This window comes from Pectobacterium hainanensis, assembly GCF_046237015.1.
In the GTDB taxonomy this organism is placed as follows: Bacteria; Pseudomonadota; Gammaproteobacteria; order Enterobacterales; family Enterobacteriaceae; genus JBJYIN01.
Window position 1 is genome coordinate 94,720 of the sequence record NZ_JBJYIN010000004.1, and the last position, 13,618, is coordinate 108,337.

13 protein-coding genes are annotated in these 13,618 nt (G+C 50.2%); 9 read left to right on the plus strand and 4 right to left on the minus strand.

The features are described from left to right. Positions 1–66: 66 nt before the first annotated feature. Positions 67–1,272 carry a multidrug efflux MFS transporter MdtH gene (gene mdtH, locus ACKPVM_RS05345; RefSeq protein WP_409307535.1) on the minus strand — a complete coding sequence of 402 codons (1,206 nt, stop codon included), beginning with the start codon at positions 1,270–1,272 and terminating at the stop codon, positions 67–69. A 313-nt stretch (positions 1,273–1,585) separates the two neighbouring features. On the opposite strand from mdtH, the gene rimJ reads away from it, so the two are divergent. From rimJ to murJ, 4 genes are all read left to right on the plus strand, one after another. Continuing rightward, positions 1,586–2,170: a ribosomal protein S5-alanine N-acetyltransferase gene (rimJ, locus tag ACKPVM_RS05350; protein ID WP_409307537.1), complete on the plus strand. Its 585-nt coding sequence runs from the start codon at positions 1,586–1,588 to the stop codon at positions 2,168–2,170. 9 nt (positions 2,171–2,179) lie between these two features. Then, the gene (locus ACKPVM_RS05355) at positions 2,180–2,818 is read left to right on the plus strand and encodes a YceH family protein (RefSeq protein ID WP_409307839.1); all 639 of its coding nucleotides are present in this window, start codon (positions 2,180–2,182) and stop codon (positions 2,816–2,818) included. Between the two features lie 33 nt (positions 2,819–2,851). Continuing rightward, complete coding sequence (locus ACKPVM_RS05360) at positions 2,852–3,814, plus strand: Gfo/Idh/MocA family protein (RefSeq protein ID WP_409307538.1); 963 nt, start codon at positions 2,852–2,854, stop codon at positions 3,812–3,814. A 133-nt stretch (positions 3,815–3,947) separates the two neighbouring features. After that, the gene (gene murJ, locus ACKPVM_RS05365) at positions 3,948–5,486 is read left to right on the plus strand and encodes a murein biosynthesis integral membrane protein MurJ (RefSeq protein WP_409307540.1); all 1,539 of its coding nucleotides are present in this window, start codon (positions 3,948–3,950) and stop codon (positions 5,484–5,486) included. Positions 5,487–5,602: 116 nt separating this feature from the next. On the opposite strand, the gene argS is transcribed toward murJ, so the two are convergent. Further along, positions 5,603–7,333, minus strand: coding sequence for an arginine--tRNA ligase (argS, locus tag ACKPVM_RS05370; RefSeq protein ID WP_409307541.1), 1,731 nt, complete (start codon positions 7,331–7,333; stop codon positions 5,603–5,605). 581 nt (positions 7,334–7,914) lie between these two features. Here argS and ACKPVM_RS05375 point away from each other — a divergent pair. Beyond that, positions 7,915–8,460: a VOC family protein gene (locus ACKPVM_RS05375; protein WP_409307542.1), complete on the plus strand. Its 546-nt coding sequence runs from the start codon at positions 7,915–7,917 to the stop codon at positions 8,458–8,460. 221 nt (positions 8,461–8,681) lie between these two features. Continuing rightward, positions 8,682–9,443: a copper homeostasis protein CutC gene (gene cutC, locus ACKPVM_RS05380; protein ID WP_409307544.1), complete on the plus strand. Its 762-nt coding sequence runs from the start codon at positions 8,682–8,684 to the stop codon at positions 9,441–9,443. Between the two features lie 161 nt (positions 9,444–9,604). Here the strand turns inward: cutC and ACKPVM_RS05385 are convergent, their stop codons facing one another. After that, a complete protein-coding gene (locus ACKPVM_RS05385) occupies positions 9,605–10,495 on the minus strand; it encodes an alpha/beta fold hydrolase (RefSeq protein WP_409307546.1) in 891 nt (296 codons plus the stop codon). An 85-nt stretch (positions 10,496–10,580) separates the two neighbouring features. Between ACKPVM_RS05385 and ACKPVM_RS05390 the strand changes: the two genes are divergently transcribed. Beyond that, a complete protein-coding gene (locus ACKPVM_RS05390) occupies positions 10,581–11,165 on the plus strand; it encodes a CGNR zinc finger domain-containing protein (protein ID WP_409307548.1) in 585 nt (194 codons plus the stop codon). 20 nt (positions 11,166–11,185) lie between these two features. On the opposite strand, the gene ACKPVM_RS05395 is transcribed toward ACKPVM_RS05390, so the two are convergent. Next, positions 11,186–11,608 carry a winged helix-turn-helix transcriptional regulator gene (locus ACKPVM_RS05395; RefSeq protein WP_409307550.1) on the minus strand — a complete coding sequence of 141 codons (423 nt, stop codon included), beginning with the start codon at positions 11,606–11,608 and terminating at the stop codon, positions 11,186–11,188. A 234-nt stretch (positions 11,609–11,842) separates the two neighbouring features. On the opposite strand from ACKPVM_RS05395, the gene ACKPVM_RS05400 reads away from it, so the two are divergent. Then, entirely contained in the window at positions 11,843–12,604 is a 762-nt protein-coding gene (locus ACKPVM_RS05400) for an SDR family oxidoreductase (RefSeq protein ID WP_409307552.1), read from the plus strand. A 171-nt stretch (positions 12,605–12,775) separates the two neighbouring features. Further along, positions 12,776–13,561, plus strand: a complete 786-nt coding sequence (locus tag ACKPVM_RS05405) for an SDR family oxidoreductase (protein WP_409307554.1) — start codon at positions 12,776–12,778, stop codon at positions 13,559–13,561. The last annotated feature ends 57 nt before the right edge of the window (positions 13,562–13,618 follow it).

Sequence of the window (13,618 nt, forward strand, 5' to 3'; positions counted from 1 at the left end):
ACACAAACGTGGTACAGAAACGCCAAGCTGCGGGTTGTAATATGCCCGCAGCTTGGATAAGAGCGGTTAATGCCCGCCGAGCATGGCGGGTTCAATACGCCGTTGATTAAACTGCCAATAGAGCGCGGCTAGCGTTAAGAAGCCGATACTGCCTAGCATGAACCAAGGCAGTTCTGGCTGATTTAACGCGTGACCGGTATCGAATAACCAGCCGCCGCCGCTGTAACCAATTGCGCCGCCCAGTGCAAGCCCGAGACGGCTGAATCCCATGTAACTGCCTCTGGCCCGGGCATCCGCTAATGATGCACTGAGTGTTTCACGGGCGGGTTCTGCAATGATGGAACCGATATAAAACAAGCTAATCAGAATCAACAAGGATTGCAGCGTGGTCGTCAGGCCAATCGGGAACATGCTGACCGACATAATAAACAGACCTGCCATCAGCCGTTGTTCCAGCCGGAAACGTTTTTCACTCCAGCGCGCGATGGGATAAAGCAACGTCAGAGACAGCGATGCCTCAATCGCATACATCCATTTAACCGCTGAAGGGGTACCGGCAATTTCATTCACCATGATGGGCAACATCAATAACACCTGAACCGCCAGCATGTAATAACCGGTTAGTGTTAAAACGTAAGTCAGAAAACGACGGTCACGGATCACGCGGGTTAATCCTTCTCGTATCGGTGTTCTCACCGTCGAGATACGGTACGCGGGCAACAACCACATGTTCAGCGCTGCGGCTAAAACGAAGATCACTGCGCCTGCCCAGCAGACGATTTCAAAGTCATATTGCAGCAACCAACTGCCGATAAGGGCACCAATGACGGCACCAGCACTGTCCTGCATCATCAACAATGAATAGAAACGCCCCCGTTCCTGCGGACGAACCAGTTTGATAACCAGCGCGGTTCTTGGGGGATCAAAAAGCGTGCCGCCTAAACCAGAGAGTGCGCAGGAGAGCCATAGAAGCCAGGGTTCATCTGCAATCGCCATGAAAACAAAGCCGGAGGCACGCAACAACATGCCAGTGATAATCATCGGTTTGGCGCCGAAGCGGTCAGCAATCGCACCGCCGAAAATCCCCAACCCTTGCTGAATAAACTGACGTAATCCCAGAGCAATACCAACGAGCAATGCCGCCCAGCCAAGCTGATCGACAAAGCGGATGGAAATAAGAGGGAATACGACGAAAAATCCCAGAACCACCAGCATATTATCTAATAATAAAAAATACTTGCCCAGGCTCCGAGCTTGCGACATCAGAGGCATGCTTCACCACAAAAAAAGAGGAAAAATAACAGACGTTGCTATTTTGTACTCTATTTCCTTTTTGGGATAGCCCGTTAGTGGATAATATTTTTTTATCGACTTAACGTTATCGGCGTAGCATTTTTTGCATAAAAAATAAAATAATTGATTCGATCGGACAATAACTCGGCGAAGTGGATTTTACGCCAGAGAATTTATGCGGTTATAGTAAGTGTTATCGGCAACGTACGGTATTTTCTGCTTACAGAGAATATCTATTTTTTTTACCCCGATGAATTTTACTTATCGAGCAAACAGAAATTTGGGGGGAGGGATGTTTGGTTATCGTTCTACGCCTGCAAAAGTTCATTTAACAACCGATCGGTTAGTGGTGCGTTTGGCCCATGAGCGTGACGCATGGCGTTTGGCGGAATACTATTCGGAAAATCGTGATTTTCTTAAGCCCTGGGAACCTGTGCGGGACGCCAGCCATTGCTATCCTTCGGGTTGGCAGGCGCGATTGAGTGTGATCAGTGATATGCACAAGCAAGGCAGCGCCTACTATTTTTTGCTGCTGGATCACAACGAAAATGAAGTCCTTGGTGTCGCCAATTTCAGTAATGTGCTGCGCGGTGCTTTTCATGCCTGTTACCTTGGTTATTCGCTGGGGGAAAAGTGGCAGGGGCAAGGCCTGATGTATGAAGCATTGCAGCCAGCGTTGCGCTATATGCAACGCCAGCAGCATATGCATCGAATTATGGCTAACCATATGCCGCATAATCATCGCAGCGGGGATTTATTAATGAGATTAGGGTTTGAACGCGAGGGCTATGCGAAAGATTATTTATTGATTGATGGCAAATGGCAGGATCACGTTTTAACGGTATTGACCAACCATGACTGGAAACCACAGCGCTGAGGAATCATGATGAAATATCAGTTAACGGCCCGCGAAGCCAGAGTGATTGGCTGTATGTTGGAAAAACAAATTACCACGCCAGAACAATATCCTATGTCATTAAATGGGGTCACGACTGCGTGTAATCAAAAAACAAATCGTGAACCCGTAATGGATCTGAGCGAAATTGACGTTCAGCAAACGTTGGACCTCTTGGTGAAAAAACACTTTTTACGTACGCTGAGTGGATTTGGCAACCGAGTCGTGAAATATGAGCATCGCTTCTGTAATTCGGAATTTGGCGATCTTAAGTTTTCCCCCGCAGAAGTGGCCGTCGTCGCAACGTTGTTGTTGCGTGGTGCTCAGACACCAGGTGAATTGAGAACGCGCGCCACTCGGTTACATGAGTTTGCCGATGTGGGAGAAGTGGAAAACGTTTTGGCTGGTCTGCAACAGCGGGATGATGGTCCCTTTGTGGCGCGTCTGGCGCGAGAACCAGGCAAACGTGAAAGTCGTTACAGCCATTTGTTCAGCGGTGAGCCTAGTGAACTATTGGCGACGGCGGATGATGCGGTGCCTGACGCCCCACCAGCTTTGGTTGAACGCGTTGCATCGTTAGAAAAAGAGGTTGCGGAGCTAAAGCGTCAGCTAGCTGAATTATTATCATAACTATATTCATCATTCATCGTTGCCGGAGAGGTCATGCAAACGCCCATCGGATTATCAGCAAACGCCATCGAAAAGGATCGTGCGCTATTGCGCGTGGGGATTGTGGGGCTAGGGTCCATCGCCCAGAAGGCCTATTTACCCATATTAAGTCAGGCGGTGCGGTGGCAACTGGTTGGGGCGTATTCACCCGGCAAAGAAAAAGCATTGCGACTTTGCCTGCAATATCGGATACATCACTTTAGTGACATTAACGCACTGGCTGCCCAGTGTGATGCCGTGTTTGTGCACAGCAGTACCGAGACACATTTTTCTGTTGTCAGTGCGTTATTGCAGGCAGGCGTGCATGTTTATGTTGATAAACCGCTGGCTGAAACGATAGAACAGGCCGAGATTCTGATTGCGTTGGCGGAGCAACGACAAAAAAATTTAATGGTGGGCTTTAATCGTCGTTTTGCCCCGTTGTATCAGCGTTTAAAACATCAGGTTACACATCTCGCTTCGCTCCGTATGGATAAACACCGTATGGCGAGTATTGGCCCTCAGCCGATGCGCTTCACGCTGCTGGACGATTATTTACATGTGATCGATACCGCACTGTGGCTGGCTGGGGAAGTGACGCAGTTGAAAGGGGGAATATTGCAATGCAATGCTCAAGGACAGCTACAGTATGCGGAGCATCATTTTCAATCGGCCAATAGTAGTCTGATTACCACCAGTATGCATCGTCATGCGGGAAGCCAATGTGAGCGGATATACGCAATAACGGATGGGGCGCAGTATCAGGTGGATGAGATGCGCGAATGGCGTCAGGAACAGCAGGGGGGTATCACCTGTACTCCGGTCGCTTCTTGGCAAACTACGCTGGAGCAGCGCGGTTTTGTTGGCGCGGTTAATCATTTTATTGATTCCATTGAGCAGCAGAAACCAGCGGAAACATCAGGTAAACAAGCATTACGCGCGCAATATATTATTGAAGAACTCTTGGGAAAAAGCTGAAAAAAACGGCAGTCATGATATTGCCGGGTAGCTATTAAGCGAGCAATGCGTAGACTAGGCGCACCCCGCAATCAGATGGCCAATAATCTCTGATGGTCAATAATCGTCCCTGGACGTTTCAGAATATAATCGGATGAATCTACTTAAATCACTGGCAGCCGTCAGTTCTATGACCATGCTTTCCCGCATTTTGGGTTTTGTTCGTGACGCGATCGTTGCGCGAATTTTTGGTGCCGGTATGGCAACCGATGCGTTTTTCGTGGCGTTTAAATTACCCAATTTGCTGCGTCGTATCTTTGCTGAAGGGGCGTTTTCTCAGGCGTTTGTCCCCATTTTGGCTGAATATAAAAGTCAGCAGGGAGAGGAAGCGACTCGCACTTTTCTGGCCTATGTCTCAGGGATGTTGACGCTGATTCTGGCGTTGGTGACGGTGGCGGGCATGGTCGCGGCACCGTGGGTCATTATGGTGACGGCTCCCGGTTTTGCGGCGACACCAGACCGATTTGAACTGACATCGGCGCTGTTGCGGGTGACGTTTCCCTATATCTTGCTGATTTCGCTGACATCCATGGTGGGATCGGTGTTAAACACCTGGAACCGTTTCTCTGTTCCCGCGTTTGCACCCACGCTGTTAAATGTCAGTATGATCGGTTTTGCCTTATTTGCGGCACCGTATTTTAATCCGCCGGTGATGTCACTGGCCTGGGCGGTTCTGGTTGGCGGTCTGCTTCAACTCGGTTACCAATTACCGCATCTGAAGAAGATTGGTATGTTGGTGTTACCGCGTGTTAAATGGCGTGATCCCAGCGTTTGGCGGGTGATGAAACTGATGGGACCGGCGATTCTTGGTGTGTCCGTTAGCCAAATATCCTTGATCATCAATACTATCTTTGCGTCCTTCCTGAGTGAAGGCGCGGTATCGTGGATGTATTATGCCGATCGCCTGATGGAGTTCCCTTCTGGTGTGTTGGGCGTGGCGTTAGGTACGATCCTTCTGCCTTCATTAGCAAAAAGTTTTGCCAGCGGTAATCATGATGAATATTCGCGTCTGATGGATTGGGGGCTGCGACTGTGTTTCCTGTTGGCCTTACCGAGTGCGGTTGCCTTAGGCATTTTGGCTCAGCCGCTGACTGTTTCTCTATTCCAGTACGGCAAGTTCAGTGCATTTGACGCGGTAATGACACAGCGTGCGTTGATAGCCTATTCGGTGGGATTAATGGGATTGATCGTCGTTAAGGTATTGGTTCCAGGATTCTATTCTCGTCAGGATATTAAAACGCCGGTAAAAATCGCGATAGTCACGCTGATTCTGACACAGATAATGAACCTGATATTCATTGGTCCCTTGCAGCATGCTGGGTTGGCATTATCGATTGGGCTGGCGTCTTGTTTGAATGCCAGTTTGCTGTTTTGGCAACTGCGCAAACAGGATATTTTCCACCCCTTGCCGGGCTGGCGCGTATTTTTGGTAAAATTGCTGGCTGCTGTCATTGTGATGGCGTTGGTTCTGGTCGGCTTATTATGGTGGATGCCCGCCTGGGATGTTGGCAACATGGCGTATCGAATCGGGCGTCTGATGGTGGTGGTAGTGGTAGGGGCCGGAGCCTATTTTGCTATGTTGGCCCTGTTAGGATTTCGTCCGCGAGATTTCGCCCGTCGCATTGCCAATTAGTGTGCTAGCTCAGCGTGGTCGGTGAAGCATCATTCGAATAGCAAACGGATAGCAAAACGCCATGGAGACATCCATGGCGTTTATCTCATTCTCCGATCGTAGATTTCAATACGGGATTACATTTTTTCCACGGTATCGATCCCCAGCGTATCCAAACCTTGCTTCAACGTTTTTGCTGTTAGCAGTGCCAGTTTCAGACGGCTCTGGCGAACATCTTCATTTTCTGCATTCAGAATCGGGCAATGTTCGTAGAACCCGGAGAATGAACCCGCTAAATCGTAAAGGTATGAACACATCACATGTGGCGTACCGTCACGAGCGACAGTGGTAAGCGTTTCTTCAAATTGTAATAGTCGGGTCGCCAGCGCCAATTCACGGTCTTCGGTGAGGTTGATAGGCTGAGTTAGCGAATCCTCCTGAATACCCGCACGTTTGAAGATCGATGCCACGCGGGTATACGCATATTGCATATACGGCGCGGTGTTGCCCTCGAATGCCAACATGTTATCCCAATCAAACACATAATCGGTGGTTCGACTTTTTGACAGGTCGGCATATTTTATTGCGCCGATAGAAACGACCTTTGCCAGTTCGCTCAGTTCATCCGCAGGCATGTCCGGGTTTTTTGCTGCAATAAGGGTGATCGCGCGTTCGTAAGCTTCATCTAAGAGATCGGCGAGTTTAATCGTCCCTCCCGCGCGAGTTTTAAAGGGCTTGCCATCTTTACCCAACATCATGCCGAACATGTGATGTTCCAGACTCACAGAATCGGGGACATAACCGGCTTTGCGAACAATCGTCCATGCCTGCATTAAATGTTGATGCTGTCGGGAATCGATATAATAGAGCACTCGGTCGGCATTCAGCGTTTCATAGCGGTATTTCGCGCAGGCAATATCGGTAGTGGTATAGAGATAGCCGCCATCTTTTTTCTGGATGATGACGCCCATCGGTTCGCCTTCCTTGTTTTTAAATTCGTCAAGGAAAACGACCGTCGCCCCTTCGCTTTCAACTGCCAGTCCCTTTGCCCGAAGATCGGCGACTATGCCGGGCAGCATGCTGTTGTAAAGGCTTTCTCCCATCACGTCATCTTTGCTTAACGTGACGTTCAGACGCTCATAGTTGAGCTGGTTTTGCGCCATGGTGATATCAACGAGTTTGCGCCACATCTGGCGACAATATTCATCCCCGCCTTGAAGTTTCACCACATAACCGCGAGCACGCTCGGCAAATAAGGCATCTTCGTCATAGTGCTTTTTCGCTTCACGATAAAATGCTTCGAGGTCGGATAGCTCCATTTCGCTGGCGCTTTCATTCTGCACTTTTTCAAGGTAGGCGATCAGCATGCCAAACTGTGTGCCCCAATCCCCGACGTGGTTGGCGCGAATCACGTTATGACCGAGAAATGATAAGGTACGGACGGCGGCGTCGCCAATGATGGTGGATCGCAAATGGCCAACGTGCATTTCTTTCGCTACGTTGGGTGCCGAGTAATCGATCACGATGGTCTGTGGATCAACTGGTGCGATCCCCAGTTTGGGGGCGTTCAGTGCTTTCTCTACCTGGTTCGCAACCCATCGATTATCAAGGAAAATATTGATAAAACCTGGGCCCGCAATTTCTGTTTTAGCGGCAATGCCATTCAGATCCAAATGTTGGATGACCTTTTCCGCCAACTGGCGCGGGGGGATGCCAAGATGCTTTGCAACGGCCATAACACCATTTACTTGATAATCGCCAAACTGTATTTTTGCCGACTGACGAACCTGCGCTTCGCTATTAAGTGGCGCACCCGCTGCGGCCAATGCCTGGCTGACTTTTTCGGAGAGAAGAGCCTGAATATTCACCGGTTTACCTTAAATAAAAAATCAAGCCCTGCTTATACCATATTTGCCTTTGTGAGTCAGCAAACAGGCTTGTCGGCAGCAGAAAATGGTGTACTGACATGAAAACAGAAAGGGGAATCGCAAGATGAAAGGAAAATGGTTGTTATTATGAGGATGTTAGGGATACAGAATAATTATTTATTTACCGCTTTTTAGTGCGGTGATTTCCACCAATTTTTAGTTCATTTCTGGTTTTAAAATGGCGAAAAATAGCATACGCCGCGATAATAACGAGCAGAATTGAAATGGCTAATAAGATCATATTATTGGCTCTGTTTGCATATTTACTGAGCAGGTTATACTGTTTTTTTTCGCCATACAATGGGGCGATTTTTATTTAAGACAACTCCCAAACACTGACAATAAGCATCGAAATTGTCTGGTTTAATAATGATGCCAGTTTATTTAATTTACCGTTTGTTTTTTACTTTATTGAATTTAAACGTTATTGTCTTTTCTTAATACAGTACATTTTGGATATAAATCAGACTCGGGTTTCATCAGAGGATCTGATATCGTCGCGATCCAGTGAGGATTTTTACATGTTTTCTGAAGCACTGACTCAGGATTTGCTCCGTTTTGAGCATGATATTACTGCATTGGTCAATACTCTTGAGCTTGATGTGTCACTATTTCGAGCCGATCATATTGCTCTTCGCTGTCATCAGAACAGTACTGCGGAGCGTTGGTATCGGGAACTGTCAGATAAAGGGCAGTTGCTTTGTAATAATATGATCAACGGACGAAACATTAGTCTTTTTATATTAGATACTGTCATCAACATTGGGCAATGGGAAATTGATTGTGTTGAGTTGCCTTGGCCTGGTGAAAGGTATTATCCACATGAAGGTTGGGAGCATATAGAGTTGGTTCTGCCTGGGGAGGTGGACACATTCCATCAGCGGGCGCTAGCGTGTTTATCTGATGAAGCATTGCTTACGCCAGGGGTAAAACTTAAATTCAGTTCTCCGCAAGGAGAGAAAGAACGACTTCCCAATCCGACATTAGCGGTGACCAATGGGAAAGTGACAATAAAATTTCATCCTTATGATATACGAGATGTTGTTGCCAGTGAAAATGACGAATAAATAGCAAGAAGGATGGCGATTTTGTTAATCAGAACTGCCCGCTATTGAGTTGTACGATAAGTTCATTAACAGAATTGTGGTTTATGTCATGTTTATTTTGCTGGAGTGAGTATTCATTGTGACGGTCGTCTCCTCGCAATATGAGCCTGGATGCCATAGTTAGTTATTCCCTTACTTATGGGGATCTATTGGGCGTTCTATTGGAGTGATTGGGAGGGGGTATGCCGAAATTGGAGGTATGTTGTTACAGCGTTGACTGTGCCGTGACAGCGGCTCAATCTGGTGCGGATCGCGTTGAACTTTGCGCCGGACAACGGGAAGGGGGATTAACACCCGGATATGGCGTGCTATGCCTCGCTCGTGACAACGTAACGATTCCCGTTCATCCGATTGTACGGCCTCGGGGCGGTGATTTTTGTTATAGCGACACAGAGTTTAAAATCATTAAATACGAGGTTGAACAAATTAAGGCGATGGGATTCCCCGGTATCGTGGTGGGGATATTAGATGCCGAAGGCCATATTGATTTACCCCGAATGGAGCAAATCATGTCGTTGGCTCAAGGCATGTCGGTGACATTTCATCGGGCTTTTGATATGTGCCTTAATCCCCGTTTAGCGTTAGAGCAATTAACGGATTTGGGCGTGTCACGGATCCTGACTTCCGGGCAGCAACAGACGGCAGAAAATGGATTGATGTTGTTACGTGAACTCACTAAGGCCAGTCGTGGTCCAATCATTATGGCGGGTTCTGGTGTCCGCTTGACTAATCTGCATAAGTTTCAGCAAAGCGGTATTAAGGAACTACATAGCTCTGCCGGACAATGGACGTCATCGGTGATGCGTTATCGGAAAATTGGCGTATCAATGTGCGGCGATAATTCAGAGATGGATGAATTTAGCCAGTATAGCGTCGACGGCGATGTCGTGGCTGCAATGAAACGAGCGTTGAGCCCAGACAGAGAAACGTTATCTGTTTCATAATGCGTGTTTTTGAATCCGATTAATTATTGAATTGATGTTTTGGGGGAGAGATGTCAGAACCTGTACCCCCTTACCGCGCAACATGCCATCTGGTGTGTTTGCGAGTACCAAGCCCCGGGGTGTTGCCGGGGCTTTTTTTATTGCTAACTAAACGCTCTTTTCTAGATATGTCGTCCCAAGAACTCACGGATGACCGCGATTATCTCTGCCCCGTGTGTTTCCAGCGCGAAATGCCCGGTATCGTAGAAGCGGATGTCGGCAGAGGGAATGTCACGTTTCCAAGCCTCGGCACCCGTCGGTAGGAAGAACGGATCATGCTGGCCCCACACAGCCAGCAACGGTGGTTGCTGTTGACTGAAATAGGCTTGGAACTGAGGGTACATCTTCACATTGGACGCGTAGTCGAGCACCAGATCCAACTGAATGTCGGCATTACCCTCACGCGTTACCTGCAGTCCTTCCAGCGTATAGCCGTCGGGCGAGACTAGGCTCGCATCCTTGACGCCTTCCAGATACTGCCATTTGACCGATTCGGGTGTCGGAAAATCCTGCAGCGCAGCCCGATTTTCCGCCGTTGGTGATTGCCAGTACCGTTTGATGGCGTCCCAGCCCTGGCCCAGCCCTTCTTCATACGCATTGCCATTTTGGGAAATGATGGCCGTGACTTGCTCAGGTCTTTCGCTCGCCAAGCGCCACCCCACTGGCGCGCCGTAGTCGTGCACCATCAGCGCGTAGCGATCCAGTTTCAATTGGTCGATGAACAGGCGCATGGTTGCTGCGAGATTGGCGAATGTATAGACGTAATCTGTCCGCGCTGGCGATTGGGTGAAGCCAAAGGAGGGCAGGTCAGGAGCAATGACGTGGTAACGATCGGCCAATGCGGCAATCACGTCGCGGTACATGTACGACGAGGCAGCAAACCCATGCAACAGTAGCACGGTTGGTGCTGTGGGCAAGCCTGCTTCACGGTAGAAGAGATTGACGGGGCCGACGTGCTCATAGCGATAGTGGACGGCGGTTGAAGCATATGCGGAGGTTTGGAGTGAGTTCATATTGATTGGTAACCTTTAAAAGTGGTTATTGAAGGTTACGAATGTTTTTGGTAACCTGTCAATATTATTTTTAAGGGTTACAAAGATGAACGATATACACCAACCTCCTCATTTCGTGGGCAACAATCTCGGGCTGGACTTCATCAACAGTGCTTTTGGTGTTGGCGTACAGCGCCACGACTGCTTTGTGGATGATAAAAGCGTTTTGGCATGGCTGGGTGCTGCAGGTGTGGTGTCTGAAGATGTCGTTTCAGTGCCTGTTGGATTGCTGCAATTGGCCCAGTCGCTGCGCGAGCAAATGTCGCAATGCTTGAGCGCGGCCAAGCAGGGAGAGGCCGCTGATGTGCGTGTAATCAATCAAATTTTTGCGCAAGGCCTGCCAGTTCCACAACTGAGTTGGGACGTTGAGACGGCGCGTTTCACGCAGGTCGATCGCCCGCGCGACGGTAGCGCGGCCAGCCTGCTGTACCCCGTGGTCGCATCTCTGGCTTCGCTGCTGACGCAAGGGACTTTGCAGCATGTTCATCAATGCGAGGCTCACGACTGCACACTGACTTTTCTTGACACCACCAAGTCGAAGCGCCGCCGTTGGTGCAGCATGGCGCTGTGCGGCAACCGGATGAAGGTAGCTTCGTTTCGCCAGCGCAAGCAAGCCGAAAATCCTGAATAAAGGCTGGGTTCAGCCTTGAATTATTTTCCCGTCTGATTGCGCGCGTCATAGACGGCACGCGCCTGCTCGATGCTATCCAGATTTTGCTCGGCCCATACCCACACACCACAAAACGCTGCGCCCAGACCAAGGCCTAGATCCGTGAGCTGGTATTCCACTTTGGGCGGCACCACCGGATAGACGGTACGGGTAACCAGCCCCTCGCGCTCCATGTCACGTAGCGTTTGAGTCAGCATCTTCTGGCTGATGCCAGCGACCTTGTTCGCCAGTTGGGTGAAGCGCAGTGCGCCATGCTCGGCCAGCACGTCGATGACGATCATCGTCCACTTGTCGGCAACACGGGCGATCACCTCGTTGACTAGAACTTGTACTCGGGGGTCTTGAGGAGACTGTACTGACAACTTGGCTTGCACTTGGGCGTGTTTGACTAAATCTACTTTCATGCGGATTCCTGTTGGTGTCTGGCTCGTGCCACGCAACTGGCAGTGATGGCGCGCGCGTGGCGATACATACATTTATTACCAATTGGTTAGTATAGAACTTTTAGGTGCCTTCTTACAAAAAGAGAGTTTAGGTTTTATAGTGCGTTTTGTCCATCGACTAACGGTGTCAACACCCAGTTAATCGCAGGAGATTGCATCCGACATCCGTCTTCTCAATTTTTAGGAGTTAAGAACATGCAAACCACAGCAAACACTATTCTTGTGACCGGCGGCGGCTCCGGTATTGGCCGTGAGCTGGCCCTGCGCTTGCACGCTCAAGGCAACACTGTCATCGTGACCGGGCGCCGTCTGGATGCCCTGCAATCTACTATCGACGCTCACGCTCGCATGCATGCGATGGTGTTGAATGTGGATGATCCACAGGCCATCACGGCATTTGCGCAGCAAGTCCTGGAACAGTTCCCGCAACTGAACGTGTTGATCAATAACGCTGGAATCATGCGCTATGAGGATCTGAGCACGCATGGCGATTTGCACGATGCCGAGGCGCAGATCAGCACCAATCTGCTGGGCACCATCCGTGTAACCAATGCCTTGATTGACCAACTCAAACAACAGCCGCATGCGGCTGTGGTGACGGTGTCATCCGGGTTGGCCTTTGTCCCGCGTGCGGATGCCGCTGTGTACAGCGCCAGCAAAGCCGCCGTGCATGTCTATACGCAGTGTCTGCGTCAGCAGCTGGCAGGTCAGGTGGAAGTGATCGAGTTGGTCCCGCCTGCGGTGCAAACCGAGTTGACGCCCGGCCAATCCGAGCGCGAAGGTTATTTGCCGTTGCACGCCTTCATGGACGAAGTCATGGCGCTGTTCAACCAGCAGCCGACACCTTCTGAGATTGTGGTTGAGCGTGCCTGCCTGCAACGTCTGGCCGAGCGCGAAGGCCGCTTTGAACAAGTTTTCGACCGCATCAATGCCAATGCAGCGCAACAGCGTCGCTGATGGCACCGCAGCAAGGTGCGATCGCAACCTGCACTTTATGTGAGCTCAATCTTTCTGGAGGAATCCATGCCCAATAACGACCTCAATCCACGTGGCTCCGCAAGCCCACAAGATACTGATTTGGTGCGCCGCAAATTGCTGCACGCCGCCTCTTTGGCCGCTCCAGTTGCGTTGCTAGGGAGCACAGTGAATGCCGCAGCACCGAACCCTACAGCCACTGACGTTGGCCAAGCTCGGTCTGCCTTGGTGACCGGTTCTTCACGTGGCATTGGTGCAGCCACCGCCAGGCGTTTGGCGCAAGATGGCTATGCGGTGACGATCAACTACCTTAACAGCCGGGATCTGGCTGAACAGCTGGCTCGCGAGATCACTGAAGCAGGCGGAAAAGCCATCAGCGTGCAGGCTGATGTCAGTGACCCACAGGCGGTGCGTCGTCTGTTCGATGCCCACCACGAGGCCTTCGGATCATTGCATGTCGCAGTGGCGAATGCTGGCATTCAGCGGTTGGGGGCGTTCTCACAGATGAGTGATGCTGATTACGACCGAGTGATCGACGTGAACATGAAAGGCTGCTTTCACACCCTGCGTGAAGCATCTCGGCGGGTGGTCGATGGCGGACGCATCATCGCACTGTCTTCGGGTACGGTGACGTTGCGTCCGCCTACCTACGGCCCTTATGCCGCCAGCAAGGCAGCAGTTGATGTGTTTGTGAACATTCTGGCCAAGGAACTGTCAGGCCGAATGATCTCCGTCAACGCTGTTGCGCCGGGAACCACCAACACCACACTGTTCACCGATGGCAAGACGAACGAACAGATCGCTGGTTTTGCCCGCCAAACTCCGTATCGACGCCTGGGCGAACCGAAGGATATTGCCAACGTTATTTCGATGCTGGTCAGTGGGCGAGGTGCATGGGTCAACGGTCAGGTGGTCAACGCCAATGGCGGCTTGGTCTGAGGCCGCACTAATCAGCGATAGGCCGGCCACGCACCTCTTGAATGATTTTCCAACCCT

Excerpts from the sequence above, each read along its gene's own strand:
- mdtH (WP_409307535.1), bottom strand. The coding sequence starts at position 1,272 with ATGCCTCTGATGTCGCAAGCTCGGAGCCTGGGCAAGTATTTTTTATTA.
- rimJ (WP_409307537.1), top strand. The coding sequence starts at position 1,586 with ATGTTTGGTTATCGTTCTACGCCTGCAAAAGTTCATTTAACAACCGAT.
- ACKPVM_RS05355 (WP_409307839.1), top strand. The coding sequence starts at position 2,180 with ATGAAATATCAGTTAACGGCCCGCGAAGCCAGAGTGATTGGCTGTATG.
- ACKPVM_RS05360 (WP_409307538.1), top strand. The coding sequence starts at position 2,852 with ATGCAAACGCCCATCGGATTATCAGCAAACGCCATCGAAAAGGATCGT.
- murJ (WP_409307540.1), top strand. The coding sequence starts at position 3,948 with ATGAATCTACTTAAATCACTGGCAGCCGTCAGTTCTATGACCATGCTT.
- ACKPVM_RS05375 (WP_409307542.1), top strand. The coding sequence starts at position 7,915 with ATGTTTTCTGAAGCACTGACTCAGGATTTGCTCCGTTTTGAGCATGAT.
- cutC (WP_409307544.1), top strand. The coding sequence starts at position 8,682 with ATGCCGAAATTGGAGGTATGTTGTTACAGCGTTGACTGTGCCGTGACA.
- ACKPVM_RS05385 (WP_409307546.1), bottom strand. The coding sequence starts at position 10,495 with ATGAACTCACTCCAAACCTCCGCATATGCTTCAACCGCCGTCCACTAT.
- ACKPVM_RS05390 (WP_409307548.1), top strand. The coding sequence starts at position 10,581 with ATGAACGATATACACCAACCTCCTCATTTCGTGGGCAACAATCTCGGG.
- ACKPVM_RS05395 (WP_409307550.1), bottom strand. The coding sequence starts at position 11,608 with ATGAAAGTAGATTTAGTCAAACACGCCCAAGTGCAAGCCAAGTTGTCA.
- ACKPVM_RS05400 (WP_409307552.1), top strand. The coding sequence starts at position 11,843 with ATGCAAACCACAGCAAACACTATTCTTGTGACCGGCGGCGGCTCCGGT.